Source organism: Flavobacteriales bacterium (assembly GCA_025210805.1).
Lineage (GTDB): Bacteria > Bacteroidota > Bacteroidia > Flavobacteriales > CAJXXR01 > JAOAQX01.
The window spans coordinates 80,333-97,180 of sequence record JAOAQX010000028.1 but is presented as its reverse complement, the minus strand read 5'-3'; the positions used below and the strand labels follow the sequence as shown (position 1 = coordinate 97,180).

The window sequence follows — 16,848 nt, the reverse complement described above, 5'->3', positions numbered from 1 at the left end:
AATTAATATGACTTAGTGTCTACTTTCACTCCAGCTCCCATCGTACTAGATACGGCTACGCTTTTTACGTAAGTACCTTTAGCAGTTGTTGGCTTAAGTTTCATGATCATAGCCATTACTTCTGCAGCATTCTCTTCTAGTTTCTGTGCATCAAATGATACACGACCTACTGTAGTGTGAACGATTCCAGTTTTATCAACTTTAAAGTTGATTTTTCCACCTTTTACTTCTTTTACTGCTTTTGCAATGTCCATTGTAACAGTTCCAGTTTTTGGGTTTGGCATCAATCCACGTGGTCCTAAAATACGTCCGATTGGTCCAATTTTCCCCATTACTGAAGGCATTGTAATGATTACATCTACATCAGTCCATCCTCCTTTGATTTTGGTGATATAGTCGTCTAATCCTACATAATCTGCCCCTGCGTCTTTAGCTTCTTGCTCTTTGTCTGGTGTACAAAGTACTAAAACTGTTTTATCTTTACCTGTTCCGTTAGGTAAAGTTACGACACCTCTTACCATTTGATTGGCTTTTCGAGGGTCCACTCCTAATCGTACTGCCAAATCTACTGAAGCATCAAACTTCTCTGTAGAGATTTCTTTTACGATTGTTACTGCTTCTCCTAAACCATGCAATTTAGTACTATCGAATTTAGATGCAGCCTCTTTTTGTTTTTTAGTCAAACGTGCCATGTGTATGTTTAATAATATGTTTATGCTGGCATGTCACCTGTTACGGTAACTCCCATAGACCTTGCTGTTCCTGCTACCATAGTCATTGCTGATTTTACGGTAAAGCAGTTTAAGTCTTGCATTTTGTCTTCTGCGATTGCTTTAACTTGATCCCAAGTCATTTTAGCAACCTTTTTTCTGTTTGGTTCTGATGAACCGCTTTTTAGCTTACATGCTTCTTTTATTTGCACTGCAACTGGAGGTGTCTTTACGATAAAATCGAAAGACCTGTCAGAATATACAGTAATAACAACTGGAAGTACTTTCCCAGCTTTATCCTGTGTTCTGGCGTTGAACTGCTTACAAAACTCCATGATATTCACACCGTTTGCCCCTAATGCAGGTCCAACTGGTGGTGATGGGTTTGCAGCTCCTCCTTTTATTTGAAGCTTAATAAGACCACTGACTTCTTTTGCCATGATTCTTTTTTGTTAAAAATAATATAGTTAGGACTCTTTTTCTACTTGCATAAAGTTCAACTCCAATGGTGTTTTTCTTCCGAAAATCTTCACCATTACTTTGAGTTTTCTCTTTTCTTCATCGATATCTTCGATGACTCCGACAAATCCATTAAATGGTCCGTCGGTTACTTTTACAGTTTCGTTAATTGTGTAAGGGATTCCTACCATTTCAACTTTAGCAGATAGTTCATCTACTTTACCAAGGATTCTATTCACCTCGTTTTGTCTTAATGGCACAGGGTCTCCTCCTTTCACAGCTCCTAAGAAGCCGATAACTCCTGTAATGCTTTTAATAATATGAGCTACTTCTCCTACAAGGGCAGCTTCTATTAGTACATATCCTGGGTAATAGTTTCTTTCTTTAACTATCTTTTTCCCGTCTCGTACTTGATATACTTTTTCTAAAGGAACTAATACTTGAGAAACATAGTCTCCCATTCCTAAATGAGATATTTCTTTCTCAATATATTCCTTTACTTTTTTTTCTTTTCCAGAAACAGCACGTACAACGTACCATCTTTTTTTTATCTCAGCCATGCTTTTAAAAGAGTAAAATTGATAAGATTATTTCAAAAAGCCGAGAATTGTTTTTAACACAAACAATACGCCTTGATCCATTCCATATATCACAAGTGCAAAGATAAGTGTAGCAATCGCTACGACTACGGTACTACTCACCAACTCTTGTTGTGTTGGCCAAGTAACGTTTTCTTTTAATTCGTTAAAAGATGCTGTGATATACTCTAACATAACTTATCTTTTTGTATTGTTCGTTTTGCACGGGTAGAAAGACTCGAACTCTCAATAACGGTTTTGGAGACCGACGTGTTACCATTACACCATACCCGTGTTTGTTTTTTACTTCTAAAATCGGGGAGCAAAGATAGTAAATTATTTTTGCTCCCCAAAATTATTTTTTGTAAGTTATTTCTTACAAAATTTCTGTGATCTGACCTGCACCTACAGTTCTACCACCTTCACGGATAGCGAAACGCAATCCAATGTTAAGTGCTACTGGGCTAATCAAGTCAACATTAATTGTCAAGTTATCACCAGGCATTACCATTTCTACTCCATCAGGAAGACCGATCTCTCCTGTTACGTCTGTCGTACGGATGTAGAATTGTGGTCTATATCTCTTGTGGAATGGAGTGTGACGTCCACCTTCTTCTTTTTTCAAGATATATACCTCAGCTTTAAATTTGTCGTGTGGAGTAATTGATCCAGGGGCACAGATTACCATACCTCTTTTGATTTGATCTTTATCCAACCCTCTCAATAGTAGTCCTACGTTATCTCCAGCTTCTCCTCTATCAAGGATCTTACGGAACATCTCAACTCCTGTGATTGTAGAAGTTAATTTTTCAGTTCCCATACCGATTAATTCAACAGCATCTCCTGTGTTAGCAACTCCAGTTTCGATACGTCCTGTAGCTACCGTTCCACGTCCTGTGATTGAGAATACGTCTTCTACTGGCATCAAGAATGGCTTCTCGTTGTCACGTACTGGTTCTTCAATCCAAGCATCAACGTTATCCATCAATTCTTCGATTGTTTTAACCCACTTGTCTTCTCCATTCAATCCTCCAAGAGCAGATCCCATGATTACTGGTGACTCGTCTCCGTCGAATTCGTAGAAAGAAAGTAGTTCACGTACTTCCATCTCAACTAGTTCAAGAAGTTCTTCGTCATCTACCATATCTACTTTGTTCAAGAAAACAACGATACGTGGTACACCTACCTGACGACAAAGAAGGATGTGCTCACGTGTTTGTGGCATTGGCCCATCTGTTGCAGCAACTACCAAGATAGCTCCGTCCATCTGTGCAGCTCCCGTTACCATGTTCTTTACATAATCGGCGTGACCTGGACAGTCAACGTGTGCATAGTGACGATTGTCAGTTTCGTACTCTACGTGTGATGTGTTAATTGTGATTCCACGCTCTTTTTCTTCTGGAGCGTTATCGATCTTATCAAAGTCTCTTTGCTCTGCAAGACCTTTATTAGCCAATACTGATGTAATGGCAGCAGTAAGTGTTGTCTTACCGTGGTCAACGTGACCAATCGTACCAACGTTTAAGTGTGGTTTGTTACGTTGAAAAGTTTCCTTAGCCATGATTGTGTTCTTAATGATTATACAAAAATTAAACTAATAATTGGTCTGTCAGGCTAAATTGTTTGACAGATCAACAATCGTGGTGGGAGCAGGATTCGAACCTGCGAAGGCGTAGCCAACGGATTTACAGTCCGTCCTCGTTGACCGCTTGAGTATCCCACCATTGCATCCCAATTTCTTAGGCTTGCTTTAGTGTTTTATGAGCCGATGAAGGGACTCGAACCCCCGACCTGCTGATTACAAATCAGCTGCTCTAGCCAGCTGAGCTACATCGGCACAAAAAAAGTCCCTACTAATAGGGACTGCAAATCTACAAAAGATTTATTTTCCAACAAACATTGAAAATTATTTTTTTCAACATTTTTTAAACTGACATTTTATCTTTGTGTTTTATCAGCATTCTTCTGAGGGCTTCAGAACACATATCTGCCGATTCTTCAAAGGATTTGCTCTGCTTTTTTACCACAAACTCATTTCCGGGCACATTCATTTTTATTTCTACTACTTTATTTTCTTTTTCATTTGGTGATTCTAATTTTAGGTAAACATTAGCATCAACAACCTTATCATAAAACTTTTCAAGCTTATCTAGCTTTACTTGGATAAAATCTACTAATTTTTGATCTACTGTAAATCCGTCTGGTTGTACGTTTATTTTCATACTGTGTCATTTTTTAGTTCCACCACGAGGGTGAAAGGATTTATATTCTTTTAATAATCGCTCTTTAGAATTATGCGTATAAACTTGGGTGGCGCTTATACTGGAATGCCCCATGCTTTCTTTGATGGATTGAAGATCCACCTCTTGGTTCATCATCTCGGTTGCATAACTATGTCTAAGAACATGTGGCCCCTTTTTTCTTCCTTTAGCGACGTAACTAAGATAGTCATTTACGAGATCATAAACAAATTTTGGGTACATCTTTTTACCTTTTTTAGTAAAAAATAATGCTTCGCAGCTGGAGAAATCTGATGCCTTTTTTTCTTCTAAATAAAGCCTCAAGGCTCTAATGAGCTCATTTGTAAGATATACATATCTTTCTTTATTTCCTTTTCCTAATATTTTTATCTGTTGTCTCGAAAAATCTATATCTCTTTCTTTAAGATTGATTAACTCAGCCCTACGAATGCCCGTGGAATACAGCAGAAGTATGATTAAGTAATCTCTCTTTGCCAATAACCCTTCTCCATAGATTTCCATTTCTAATAGTTTTGCTATTTCATCATTATGATAAAAACTTGGGAGTCTTTTGGGAACTTTCAGAGCTTTTAAACCTCTGGCGGGATTATCTATTCTTGTATTTATTTGTTGAAGAAATTTGAAATAAGCTTTTACCGAAGCTATTTTTCTATTAATACTTCGTATTGCCAGTTCTTTTTTCCGCATCCACACGATCCAATATCGCATCTCTTTATTGGATACATTTTCTTGTGCCAACTCTAGCTCAGATGAAAGGAAAAGCAAAAACTGCTCTATATCTTTAATATAAGCTACGGCAGTATGCTCGCTATAATTCTTTTCTATGAGTAAATACTCTTTAAAAGCCGATATCTCGTTGTGTGTTGTCAATAGGATGTTAATATTTTTGTCTGATAGAATTTTCTGAGTTTTTTGGTGACCTATCCTCATAAGGTATCATGAGCTAAAACCAATTGTTCTCTTTTCTTGTGTAGGTTCTTCCGCTCCACATTTTGTCATAATAATCGTCAATGGGATCCCTACTAGGTCTTCCGCAAGTAGCTGAAAGATTTCTCCTTTTGTTCTTGTTTATATCTTTTTTCGTTCGAGAATTATGCAAAGGAACTTTTCCTACGATATCTGTTATAGGAAAGTCGCTGGCATCTTCTAATATGATCACCTCACCCAATTTGTTGGATGCGAGAAATACATTAAGAACAAAAGTCTTTTTTTCTAGGTACAAAGGGAAATTCAAAATAGCCAATCCTTGCTCGGCTTCTATTTCTAATAATAATTCTTCTCTTCTTGTAAAGGGTAAATCAAGTTCAAACTCCCCATAAGCATCTGTATAAGTTTTAATAATCAATTCTTTTTTGAAGATTATCTTCACCACTGCGCTCTTTATTACGTTACCATTCAACAAATTCTTGACTTTTCCCTTAATCTTGAATACTTCTTTATCATTTTCTTTTACAGATACGTATTCTACTTGGTTGTGCTGGTGTTTATTTAACTGAGCCTCCGCCCAAGTGGGAAACAAGCCTAAAGCCAATAAAGCAGCCGCCGCAAATCTTTTGGTAAATGAAAACTTGGGGAAAATATATGCTTTTGCTTCTGTTTTGTGCTCGTCATAAACTCCACATATATCATTGCCAGATTGTGCAATAATCTCCACAGTTTCCTCAACCGACTTTCCTCTAAAATCTACAAGGTTCTTATTACAACCTCCACAATGGATTCGTTCTTGGTCGATTTCCATGTCCGAAAGATGTAAATGGCATTTGTTTATGGGGAGTTTTTTCATATTATTCTCTGTTTAATTCTTCTCTTGTGAAAATTCTCCCACTCCACATTTTGTCAAAGTTTTTTTGATCTGTCCAATCCTTTAAGCCTACTATTACGGGTTCTCCTAGAAAACCTTCGACAAGCTCTACAGAAATATTATTAGTCGCTTTTAATTTTAGTTCAATTTTTTTGGTTTCAAAACTAATAAAAGACACTTCTACCCTAATTTCCTTTCCTAATTCTTTTTTGGGAAGCTCAAGCCTAAAAGAACCATTTATATCCGTAGCGGTGCCTTTGATTATGTCTTCACCTTTAAACAAGACAACATTGGCTCCATAAAGCACTTCGGCTGTACTATCTTTTACACTCCCTGTAATAACAACAATATCATTCTTTGTATTAGAACTTTGAGTAATCTGATACTGTGCCGTAGAATCTTTTTCCACCAACTGCGCCTCCGCCCAAGTGGGAAACAAGCCTAAAGCCAATAAAGCAGCCGCCACAAATCTTTTAGTAAATGAAAACTTAGGAAATACATAGCTTTTTACCACTATATCTTTTTTATGATAAACTCCACAAACTTGGTTTTGGGATTTTTTTAGAATTTCGATGGTTTCCTCAACCGACTTTCCTCTAAAATCTACAAGGTTCTTATTACAACCTCCACAATGGATTCGTTCTTGGTCGATTTCCATGTCCGAAAGATTCAAGTGGCATTTATTTATGGGGAGTTTTTTAGGCATATTATATATATTATGAGCAATCTAATTTACTAAAAAAACATGTAAAACCCACAAAAACAATCTAAAACTAGGATTTACTCTTCAGTAGGGATCCGAATTTTTTAAAGGTATTACTAATAAATTTTGGTGCTTTTAATCGGTATCCAAAGTAAATATTAGATTCCAACTGGACATCATTAAAGGCATAATCTTTTTTAGGGTCTATATCGGCATTACTCAAAGCCGTTAATGCAATTCCTGAAAAAAAATATTCTGAGTGGTAACCAAACTGGGCGATAAAATTACTTTGAAATACAGGGTATCTTAGCCGCTCTGATAAAGAATGATCATCAAATCTATTTTCAACCTTGGAAACTCCTGCTCCAAAACCTAAACCTACTAAAAGATTGAATTTTTCATTAAAAACATGATTATGCACATAACTACCGAGCAAAGAAAATTGATTTCTAAGTCTAAGCTTATAATCTTCATCTACTACATTCTCATATCGTGAACGAATAAAATACGCTCTCAACAACCAAGATCCCATAGTTTTTTTCTGTCGTTCATTAAACATGATATAAGATCTGTTTGAAAATTTCGGATTAAAACTATACGCCAGCTCCGCATGAAGATGTGTTTTTTTAAGGTCCTTAAAAATAGTATAAGATTCTATTATGTTTGGATTCTCAGCATTGTGGTTAGACTGATAAAAACCTGTAACATTATCCAGTTGGATGCGTCCAAAAAATCGATTTGCAAATACATTCAACCCAAAGTTAAAAGTTGAGGATTCTCCTTTTTCTAAATCATCGTTATTAAATGGTAAATAGTCGGGAGCAAAACCTACCGTAATTGCTAAAAAATCATGCTGAACGGTGAAACGTAATCGCAAATTTTCATTGGACTTAAATTCCAATTTTTCATCTTGCGTTTCCACTTCAAGTGCATCAAAACCTTGTTGTAATGCCATTCTTAGAATCAGCTTATCTCTAAAAGATTCTATATGTGGATTTTCTTTCTTTTTGATTTCCAAACTTGTCTCTTGTGCCTTTGCCGTAAGGAGCAGAAAAGAAAGTACAAAAAGTGAAAGTGACTTTGAAAACAAAAATTTCATACAAATTTGTTGGAAAAAAGGTTTGTATCTAAAAATTCAAAGTACGTATGATATTTCGTTTCTCTGAATTCCATTTGGTTCTACAACTTTAAAACAATTTTTTAAAACGGAATAACTATTTGAAAATTATGAATGGATTATAACATCATCAAAGTTGAACTTAATATTTATTTGAGATTGATCATACTTTCTAAAAAACTATGTTATTTTGCTAAAAAAAATATGACATCCATTCCCAAAATCATTCTCGGATCTCAATCTCCTAGAAGGAAAGAGCTATTTGAAACTTGTGGTTTTTCTGTTGAAATACTCAGCCAATCTATTGATGAGACTTTTAATAAGACTTTGACACCAATAGAGGGAGTAATGGATATTGCCAAGAGAAAGGCAGAAGTATTAGTTTCAAAACTACCAAAAGGTCATATTCTTGTAACTGCCGACACTATTGTTCTTCAAGATGGAAAAATATTGGGAAAACCAAAAAATGAGGATGAAGCAAAAGCTTTTTTCAAAGCCTATTCTGATTCTTTCCATGAAGTCGTAACGGGAGTTTGCATCTATCAAAATGAGAATTTTTATTGTTTTTATGAGCAAACAAAAGTGTATTTTTATCCAATAGATTCCTTAGGAATGGATCAATACATTGCTACGCTATCTTGGAAAGATAAAGCTGGCGGATATGGAATTCAAGATTCTTTTGGAAAAAAATATATCCATAAAATAGAAGGATGTTACTATAATGTTATGGGATTTCCCATGGCACGTTTTAATCAAGAACTCAAAAAATGGCGACAATAAATAAAACACAACAACAATTCTTAAAACACCAAGGACAAACCACGCCTTATTCGATGCTTTTTGAGGTAGAAAGTGCCAAAGGAATGTATATAACCCACCACAATGGAAAAAAATATTTGGACATGGTGGCTGGTGTTTCTGCCTGTTCTGTGGGACATAGTCATCCAAAAGTGGTGGAAGCCGTAAAAAACCAAGCAGAACAGTATATGCATACCATGGTTTATGGCGAATTCATTCAAGAGCCTCAACTGAATCTAGCACTTACTTTTAAAGAATATCTTCCAAAAAACCTTCACACTACTTTTTTTGTAAACTCGGGTGTAGAAGCCATTGAAGCGGCAATAAAACTTGCCAAAAGAGTTACAGGAAAGCCACAAATAGTTTCTTGTAAAAACTCCTATCATGGAAGCACCAATGGGGCATTGAGTATTATGGGTACAGAACATTTGAAAAGTAAATTCCGCCCACTACTTCCCGAGTGTTATCAGATAGAGTATAATAATATTGATAGCTTAGAAATTATTACTACAAAAACGGCAGGAGTGATCATCGAACCCATTCAAGGAGCATCGGGATTTATAAATCCTACCCAAGATTTTCTACAAGCTTTAAGAAAAAAATGCAACGAAACAGGAACTCTACTCATTTTTGATGAAATCCAGACTTGTTTTGGAAGACTCGGTACGATGTTCGGTTTCGAAACTTATGGAATTATCCCTGATGTACTTTGTATTGCCAAAGGAATGGGGGGCGGAATGCCTATTGGGGCTTTTATTAGTTCTTATGAAAATATGATTCAACTCAGTGATCAACCCAGTCTTGGACACATTAACACTTTTGGCGGAAATGCGGTTTGTTGTGCAGCTTCCCTAGCTACATGGAATAGTATTTTGGATGAAAAAATGATGGATTCCATTCTCGAAAAAGAAGCGTTGTTTAGAAAACTTTTGGTTCATCCTAAAATAAAAGCAATACACGGAAAAGGACTGGCACTGGGAATAGAATTGAAAAATGAAGCTTTGGTTCAAAAAATGTTTGACGCCTTGCTGGAAAAACAGATTATTACTTTTTTCTTTTTATTTAATAAAAACGCACTTAGACTCAGCCCTCCTTTGATTATTTCCAAAGAAGAAATCACTTATTTCTGTGAGACTTTCTTGGAGTTATTGGAGAAGATTAACGATTAAAATAAAACCATGAACTTCATCAAACTTACTCAAAATGATATTCTTGAAATTATCCCACTAGTAAAGCAACTGGGAAATAAAATCGACGACCAAACGCTCCAAGAATATTTTCAACAGATGTTTCCCATGGAAAACTATCATTGCTTTGGATGGAAGGAAGATAATAAATTGGTTGCCGTAAGCAGTGTGTGGATTAGCCTAAGACTGTACTCTGGAAAACAAGCCGAAATAGACAATTTTGTGGTTGATGATTCTATGCAAGGAAAAGGGGTTGGAAAAAAGTTTTTAAAAGCACTAGAACAATGGTCTATATCTGAATCTTGCCAAAACCTAGAACTGAATACTTATACTCAAAACCGTCGCTCACATAAGTTCTATTATAGAGAAGGTTATGAGATTTTTGGGTTTCATTTTTTAAAGAAACTCTAGCTGCCGTAAACCATTAAACACAAAAGTTAAAATTACATCATAAACACTTTTGGTATTAAATAAATCTTAACTTTGAGATTATTTTTAAACTTTCTTTTGTTATGAAACAAATTATTTTATCACTTTTCGTGTTTTTATTATTTCCTATTCAAGAAGGAAAATCTCAAAACTGTAATACCAGTACATTACAAAACAACCTCGACAATAACAAACATATTATCTCCGCTGATTTCAACGGTGATGGATACGAAGACATTGTACTTCTAGATTCTTTAGGATTTCACCTTAGTTGGATGAAAAATAGTCCATCAGGTTTTTCAAACGCAGAAAGGCTTGTTGGGGGAGCAAAAATTGAGATCATAGAAAAAATAGACTTCAACAATGATGGAAAAGAAGAAATTCTTTTCGGGACTTCATCCCTCTTATACTATATGTTTTATACTGGAACAGGATCTCAAACCTCAATAGAATTCAAAGAACTGCTAAATGCACCTACTTCTCAGAAATTTACTTCTATTGCCATCGCCGATTTTGATAAAGATGGATACGATGGTTTCGTTATTGGGTCTGAAAGCAAATTGATGTCTTCTTTTGCTTACCGTGCTCTTGCCGTTTTTAACACAGGAACAAATTTATCTAGCGCACTTGTCACCCAAGGCACTTATAATCTCCTTAATGATTTAGCTGTTGGAGATATTTCTGGTAATGGATACCCTGATGTGGCTATTTCAGGTTATTCTGATTTGTGGTTCGAAAACCTCGGAAATAAAACTTTTGGTGCCGAAAAAACAATTGCCTCAGCCGTAAGTAATTTTGCCAGAACAGAATTAGTAGATGCCAATGGAGACTCTAAACTCAATCTTTTGGAGATCACAGGAAGCGGAAAACTTCAATATTATAAAATAAATACTTCGGGATCTGGAACCTTCTATTATCCTCAGACCATTACTACAGGACTTACTAAACTTACCAGTGTTTTTGATAAAGTAACCTACAAAGGAAAAGCCGGTATTCTAACCCTTACAGATGATGCAATCTATTTCTTGGATGGAACAAACAACTATAACAAGGAACTTATTTGCGATGGAATAAACGGACTTGAAGGTGCGGCACTTGTATCTGGAGGAGGAGCAACAAAATTGGTCTTTAGTCAAAAAAATGGAAGTATTAAATCTTTTGATTCTCATATCGGATTAACAGAACTTGACGCTCATACTTTTTGGGTAAGCCCAAATCCTGCCAAAGACCGCATCCTCTTAAATATTGAACAAGATCAACTAAAAGAATCTACCATTAGTGATGAAGCTGGGCGTATCCTTTTGATTTCTTCTAAAAATGAAATTGATATTCAACGCTTGCCTAAAGGCATCTATTTTATTCATTCTACTCTACAGGATGGAACACTTAAGAACACTAAGTTAGTGAAAGAGTAAATTCAAGTAAGTGTAATAGATATTTTCTTAATCATAACAAACCCTTTTTCATTGTAGAATCACCACAATGGAAAAGGGTTTGTTTTTTTTCTTAGTTAAAATTTAGTCTTAGTCAGTTTTTATTGAATATAAATGATAGTCTACTGAACGGAAATTGAAATTCAATTTGTCACCGTTTTGCATTTCATGGCTAATAGCATTACCCGAATAAAATTTTACACTAACCAATTCATCACCTAACTCTATTAATTCATCTAATATAAACTCTCCAGTATTAGGTATTAGACGAACTATCGATCTTTTTACTTTCATTGTAGCTTTTTCATGAGATTTAAAATGCACCAAAATATGATTTCCAGGTGTTTTTTCGTCAACAGACCATCTCATTTTATTTCCACTTTTAGAAATTTGAGGTTTTTGCTCACTCACTAAATTAGAAACTTTAATCGATTTTGGCACATATATTTTATAGGTTTTTTCATCTGAATTCTCTTTAATTTTTAGCGAAATTTCTTTCCCAAAATATTCTCTAAAATTCTCATTTTTATAAGTAAAATGACCTCCATCAGAATTTGAAGTATATTTTTTTTCGTTCAGATAAACTTCTAAATTGTCGGTAGCCTTTCCTGCAAGAGCATTTACCATATTTTGGTTTGCGGGTAAGGACTTTCCGTGATTTGCATGATCAATAACGGTCAAAATATGATCGTAATCAAAAAAGGCTGAATAGACTTGTTTTCCTTCTTTATCTAGCATATTTGCTAATTTGGAAATACTTTTAAGCTGAAATTCTGTTTTAACATTATCATTTTCTCCTTGTAATTCTTTATTACACGAAGAAAGCAATAAAGTAAACACAATGGGTAGAATAAGATACTTTTTCATAATTTGTTTTAAAATTTCATCATTAACAATGATATACCATCTATGGTACTCAAAAAGTAATTGTTACAACTTTATTTCAACGTATTTGTATTCAAAAATATTGCTCACTAATAAAAGGTTCTCAATATCGGTACAATGTAAATACACCTGTATTTTCAAAATATATTTTAATCATTTTTTTTAAATAATTCACTTAATATGAAGGAGTAATATTATCAATAATAAAAAAACTAAACAAGTCTTTTCTGTTAAAAATGATAGATATATGCCAGAATAAAAAAGAACTTGCCATCTCTTAAAACAAATCCTATCATCATTCACAATGAATTAGTTATTTTTGCACCAAATTCAATTTTCGACAATTCATGATTTCAGTAAATAACCTCTCTTTACAGTTTGGAAAACGTGTTTTATTTGATGAAGTAAACATCAAATTTACCAAAGGAAATACCTATGGTATAATCGGTGCCAATGGTGCTGGAAAATCTACTTTTCTTAAAATCCTTTCAGGAGAACAAGATCCTACCAAAGGAAATGTATCTATAGAAAAAGGGATGCGTATGGCGGTTCTTAAACAGGATCACTACGAGTTCGACGAGTTTTCTGTAATGGACACCGTGATGATGGGATACAAAAAACTGTATGACATCATGAAAGAAAAGGACGCCATCTATATGAAACCCGATTTCTCTGACGAGGATGGGGTAAAAGCAGCCGAACTTGAAGCTGAATTTGCAGAAATGGACGGATGGAATGCCGAAAGTGGTGCCGCAACGCTTCTTTCAAACCTAGGTGTTTCAGAAGAGGTTCATTATAGTCAAATGAGTGATGTTTCTGGAAATCTTAAAGTAAGGATTCTACTAGCGCAATCACTTTTTGGAAATCCTGATATCTTATTAATGGATGAGCCAACAAACGACTTGGATATTGAAACCATTTCTTGGCTAGAGGATTTCTTGGCGGATTTTGAAAACACGGTAATCGTTATTTCTCACGACCGTCACTTCTTAGATAATGTGTGTACCAATATTGTAGATATCGACTTCAGTAAAATAAAACAATTTACAGGAAACTATTCTTTCTGGTACCACTCAAGCCAGTTGGCACTACAACAGCGTCAACAGCAAAACAAAAAAATGGAGGACAAAAAGAAAGAACTTCAGGATTTTATCCAGCGTTTTTCTGCCAATGCCTCTAAGTCTAAACAAGCTACTTCACGTAAGAAAGTATTAGAAAAATTGAATATAGAAGACATTGAGCCTTCTTCAAGAAGATATCCTGCCATTATCTGGGAACAAGAACGAGAAGCAGGAGATCAAATATTGAATGTAGAACACTTAGAATCCAATCTTTTCAAAGATGTAAACATCAACCTAAATCGTGGAGACAAAGTAGCTATTATGTCTAAGGATGGAATGATTGTCAATCAGTTTTTCCAAATGATTGCGGGTGAAGAAGCTCATAATCAAGGAGAAATTAAATGGGGAGTTACCACCAAGCAAACCTATTTACCCGTAGATCACCATCACTTTTTTGAGAGCAATGATAATCTTGTAGATTGGCTTCGCCAGTATTCTCCAGAAGACCAAAGAGACGAAGTATTTATCCGTGGGTTTTTAGGAAAAATGTTATTCTCTGGTGAGGAAGTTCTTAAATCCTGTTCGGTACTTTCGGGAGGAGAAAAAGTGCGTTGTATGCTTTCAAAAATGATGCTTGAACAAGGGAATATCCTTTTGATGAACGACCCAACAAACCACTTAGATCTAGAATCTATCCAAGCACTCAACAACAGCTTGAAAGACTTTAAGGGTACGATTATTTTCAACTCACACGATCACGAATTTATCCAAACCATCGCCAACAGGATTATCGAAATAGGACCCAATGGTATGATTGACAAAATGATGCCTTTTGATGATTATCTTGCCGATGAAAAAATAAAAGAACAAAGATTGGCTTTGTATTCATAAATCCACTCTTTTTTATAAAACAAGCTCCATTTTTATGGGGCTTTTTTTGTATTTCATTTTTGAGTAATACCGATTACGGTGTTAATTTACCCATAAGTTCTAGCTACTTCGGGTGCGTTTACTTGGTGTAACATCCCCCTTCCCCCTTCAAAGGGGGCTTAAACAATGAGAAATTAACAACGTAAAAGGTGAAAAAAACAGGTGTTTTGCCTTGGTTTCCTGATAGTGCAACAGCAGGATTAATAACAGTTTTTACCATAAATAGGGATACCTTCCCCCTAACAACCTAAGATTACATATTTTTCTATCGCTGAAATATCAGTTTAAGCTTAAGTTTTTCTTAATAGAAACATTGGTTAGGAACACTTCTTTCTTTGTCCCGTTTTTTCTTTTCCCTATCTTTGACTTCCAAGTAAAAAAAGTACAAGATGATTATATCAAATATAGAAAATGGGGTTTTGACCCTCAAACTCAATAGACCAAAAGTATTCAATAGCTTTAACAGAGCGATGGCAATGGCTTTACAAGAAGCCATTGATGAAGCCAAAAACAATGACGAGGTTCGTTGTATTATACTCACAGGGGAAGGAAAAGCCTTTTGTGCAGGACAAGATTTGGCAGAAGCTACTGCAGAAGACGGACCTGCTCTAAAAGATATTGTTGAGCAACATTATAACCCAATCATTTTGAAAATCCGTGAGATAGAAAAACCCATAATTGCCGCCGTAAACGGTGTGGCTGCGGGTGCTGGAGCCAATATTGCTTTGGCTTGTGATATTGTTTTGGCACACGAAAATGCTTCTTTTATTCAAGCTTTTTCAAAAATTGGATTAATTCCAGATTCAGCAGGAACTTTCTTTTTACCAAGAATTATCGGATTCCAAAAAGCGAGTGCATTGATGATGCTGGGAGATAAAGTTTCTGCCAAAGATGCTGAAGCTATGGGAATGATTTACCAATGCCTTTCTGATGAAGAGTACGAAAGCTCTGTAAATAAAATGGCTGAAAAATTGGCCAAAATGCCTACTTATGGAATCGGACTGACAAAAAAAGCTTTAAACGAAAGCTATTCTAATAATCTCCAAGAACAACTTGATCTTGAGGGTAAACTTCAAACTATGGCAGGAAAAAGTCATGATTTTAATGAAGGCGTTGCCGCATTTTTAGAAAAAAGAAAACCAGAATTTAAAGGAAAGTAATCATGCAAAAAATAGGAATAGTAGGTGCAGGAGCCATGGGATCTGGTATTGCACAAGTAGCTTCACAATCGGGGCACCAAGTAGTACTTTTTGACACCCAAAAAGCGGCATTGGAAACTTCTGAAAAGAAACTCCTAAAAATCCTTGCTCGTCTGGTGGAAAAAGGGAAAATCAGTCAAGAAAAAGCAGATGCCATCCACAACAATATCGAATATGTGGAAAATATGGAAGCGTTCAAAGATTGTGGATTGATCATTGAAGCAATTATCGAAAACTTAGAGATTAAAAAATCGGTTTTTGGAAAACTTGAGCAAATCGTTTCCGATGATTGTATTTTAGCCACCAATACTTCTTCCCTCTCCGTAACATCTATTGCTGCGGCATGCGAAAAATCTGAAAGAGTGATCGGGATTCATTTTTTCAATCCCGCTCCGCTCATGCCACTCGTAGAAATTGTTCCTGCGGTTCAAACTGCCGAACAAACGACCCTAGATGCAAGAAATATGATCGACAGCTGGGGAAAAGTAACTGTTTTGGCAAAAGATACTCCTGGATTTATCGTAAACCGTGTGGCAAGACCTTTTTATGGGGAAGCCATCCGTATATTAGAAGAAGGGAAAGCCAATATTGCTACCATTGATTGGGCACTTACAGAGCATGGAGAATTCCGTATGGGACCTTTTACGCTCACCGATTTTATTGGACATGATGTAAACTATGTGGTAACCGAAACGGTTTTTAAAGAATTTTTCTACGACCCAAGATATAAGCCTTCTTTTTCGCAAAAACGACTGGTAGAAGCGGGAAGATATGGGCGTAAAACAGGACATGGATTCTACAATTATACCGAAGGTGCTGAAAACCCAACAGCTATTGAGGATGAAAAATTGGCAAAAGAAATTGTCAACCGAGTGGTTTTGATGCTCATAAACGAAGCTGCCGATGCTCTTTTCCTTAATATTGCCACCGCAAAAGACCTTGATTTAGCTATGGCCAAAGGGGTAAACTATCCAAAAGGATTGCTTGCTTGGGCTAATGAATGGGGAATAGAAAATGTGTATAATGGTCTGATGGATCTCTACGAAACATACCATGAAGACCGCTATCGCCCTTCGCCGATTCTTAAAAAAATGATCGAAAATGGTGAAACATTTTTGATAGAATAATAAAAAAAGAGCCTTTGAGGCTCTTTTTTTTATTAGCGTATTACGCTCCTTGTGATCGAAGTGGAAAAATAGTTTTATTGTTCTTAGGAAACCAAATATTAGATATAAAAACAAAATGTAATACCGATTACTTGTTCAATACCATTTACTTCATTTCTTCATAAGTAAAT

Annotated in this window: 18 protein-coding genes and 3 tRNA genes; 7 read left to right on the top strand and 14 right to left on the bottom strand. The window is 35.6% G+C overall.

Annotation, left to right across the window (positions count from 1 at the left end; translation table 11 throughout):
- Positions 1-2: 2 nt before the first annotated feature.
- From rplA to N4A45_11265, 13 genes are all read right to left on the bottom strand, one after another.
- Entirely contained in the window at positions 3-692 is a 690-nt protein-coding gene (gene rplA / locus N4A45_11325) for a 50S ribosomal protein L1 (protein ID MCT4665812.1), read from the bottom strand.
- A gap of 20 nt (positions 693-712) precedes the next feature.
- On the bottom strand, positions 713-1,150 hold the full coding sequence (rplK, locus tag N4A45_11320; protein MCT4665811.1) for a 50S ribosomal protein L11: 438 nt from the start codon (positions 1,148-1,150) through the stop codon (positions 713-715).
- 27 nt (positions 1,151-1,177) lie between these two features.
- Positions 1,178-1,729 carry a transcription termination/antitermination protein NusG gene (gene nusG, locus N4A45_11315; protein MCT4665810.1) on the bottom strand — a complete coding sequence of 184 codons (552 nt, stop codon included), beginning with the start codon at positions 1,727-1,729 and terminating at the stop codon, positions 1,178-1,180.
- A 27-nt stretch (positions 1,730-1,756) separates the two neighbouring features.
- The gene (gene secE, locus N4A45_11310; GenBank protein ID MCT4665809.1) at positions 1,757-1,942 is read right to left on the bottom strand and encodes a preprotein translocase subunit SecE; all 186 of its coding nucleotides are present in this window, start codon (positions 1,940-1,942) and stop codon (positions 1,757-1,759) included.
- A gap of 28 nt (positions 1,943-1,970) precedes the next feature.
- A tRNA-Trp gene (locus tag N4A45_11305) sits at positions 1,971-2,041 on the bottom strand.
- 82 nt (positions 2,042-2,123) lie between these two features.
- Positions 2,124-3,308, bottom strand: coding sequence for an elongation factor Tu (gene tuf, locus N4A45_11300; GenBank protein ID MCT4665808.1), 1,185 nt, complete (start codon positions 3,306-3,308; stop codon positions 2,124-2,126).
- Positions 3,309-3,388: 80 nt separating this feature from the next.
- Positions 3,389-3,470, bottom strand: a tRNA-Tyr gene (locus tag N4A45_11295).
- Between the two features lie 40 nt (positions 3,471-3,510).
- Positions 3,511-3,584, bottom strand: a tRNA-Thr gene (locus N4A45_11290).
- 88 nt (positions 3,585-3,672) lie between these two features.
- Positions 3,673-3,969 carry a ribosome-associated translation inhibitor RaiA gene (gene raiA, locus N4A45_11285; protein MCT4665807.1) on the bottom strand — a complete coding sequence of 99 codons (297 nt, stop codon included), beginning with the start codon at positions 3,967-3,969 and terminating at the stop codon, positions 3,673-3,675.
- Positions 3,970-3,975: 6 nt separating this feature from the next.
- A complete protein-coding gene (locus N4A45_11280; GenBank protein ID MCT4665806.1) occupies positions 3,976-4,878 on the bottom strand; it encodes a tyrosine-type recombinase/integrase in 903 nt (300 codons plus the stop codon).
- Between the two features lie 73 nt (positions 4,879-4,951).
- On the bottom strand, positions 4,952-5,791 hold the full coding sequence (locus tag N4A45_11275) for a hypothetical protein (GenBank protein ID MCT4665805.1): 840 nt from the start codon (positions 5,789-5,791) through the stop codon (positions 4,952-4,954).
- 1 nt (position 5,792) lies between these two features.
- Positions 5,793-6,515 carry a carboxypeptidase-like regulatory domain-containing protein gene (locus N4A45_11270; GenBank protein MCT4665804.1) on the bottom strand — a complete coding sequence of 241 codons (723 nt, stop codon included), beginning with the start codon at positions 6,513-6,515 and terminating at the stop codon, positions 5,793-5,795.
- Positions 6,516-6,582: 67 nt separating this feature from the next.
- A complete protein-coding gene (locus N4A45_11265) occupies positions 6,583-7,611 on the bottom strand; it encodes a DUF4421 domain-containing protein (GenBank protein ID MCT4665803.1) in 1,029 nt (342 codons plus the stop codon).
- 222 nt (positions 7,612-7,833) lie between these two features.
- Between N4A45_11265 and N4A45_11260 the strand changes: the two genes are divergently transcribed.
- The 4 genes from N4A45_11260 to N4A45_11245 all read left to right on the top strand — a co-directional run bounded on the left by N4A45_11260 (position 7,834) and on the right by N4A45_11245 (position 11,458).
- Positions 7,834-8,409 carry a Maf family protein gene (locus N4A45_11260; protein ID MCT4665802.1) on the top strand — a complete coding sequence of 192 codons (576 nt, stop codon included), beginning with the start codon at positions 7,834-7,836 and terminating at the stop codon, positions 8,407-8,409.
- Positions 8,397-9,596, top strand: a complete 1,200-nt coding sequence (locus tag N4A45_11255; GenBank protein ID MCT4665801.1) for an aspartate aminotransferase family protein — start codon at positions 8,397-8,399, stop codon at positions 9,594-9,596. The genes N4A45_11260 and N4A45_11255 overlap by 13 nt, the downstream gene beginning before the upstream one ends.
- A 9-nt stretch (positions 9,597-9,605) precedes the next feature.
- Positions 9,606-10,025 carry a GNAT family N-acetyltransferase gene (locus N4A45_11250; GenBank protein MCT4665800.1) on the top strand — a complete coding sequence of 140 codons (420 nt, stop codon included), beginning with the start codon at positions 9,606-9,608 and terminating at the stop codon, positions 10,023-10,025.
- Positions 10,026-10,126: 101 nt separating this feature from the next.
- Positions 10,127-11,458 (top strand): T9SS type A sorting domain-containing protein, encoded by a 1,332-nt coding sequence (locus N4A45_11245; GenBank protein MCT4665799.1) that lies wholly within the window; start codon positions 10,127-10,129, stop codon positions 11,456-11,458.
- Positions 11,459-11,566: 108 nt separating this feature from the next.
- Here N4A45_11245 and N4A45_11240 read toward each other — a convergent pair whose 3' ends face one another.
- Positions 11,567-12,343, bottom strand: a complete 777-nt coding sequence (locus tag N4A45_11240; GenBank protein MCT4665798.1) for a hypothetical protein — start codon at positions 12,341-12,343, stop codon at positions 11,567-11,569.
- A gap of 365 nt (positions 12,344-12,708) precedes the next feature.
- Here N4A45_11240 and N4A45_11235 point away from each other — a divergent pair, with 365 nt between their 5' ends.
- The 3 genes from N4A45_11235 to N4A45_11225 all read left to right on the top strand — a co-directional run bounded on the left by N4A45_11235 (position 12,709) and on the right by N4A45_11225 (position 16,678).
- Positions 12,709-14,313 (top strand): ATP-binding cassette domain-containing protein, encoded by a 1,605-nt coding sequence (locus tag N4A45_11235; GenBank protein ID MCT4665797.1) that lies wholly within the window; start codon positions 12,709-12,711, stop codon positions 14,311-14,313.
- A gap of 428 nt (positions 14,314-14,741) precedes the next feature.
- Positions 14,742-15,512: a 2-(1,2-epoxy-1,2-dihydrophenyl)acetyl-CoA isomerase PaaG gene (gene paaG / locus N4A45_11230; GenBank protein ID MCT4665796.1), complete on the top strand. Its 771-nt coding sequence runs from the start codon at positions 14,742-14,744 to the stop codon at positions 15,510-15,512.
- Between the two features lie 2 nt (positions 15,513-15,514).
- A complete protein-coding gene (locus N4A45_11225; GenBank protein MCT4665795.1) occupies positions 15,515-16,678 on the top strand; it encodes a 3-hydroxyacyl-CoA dehydrogenase NAD-binding domain-containing protein in 1,164 nt (387 codons plus the stop codon).
- Positions 16,679-16,848 lie beyond the last annotated feature (170 nt).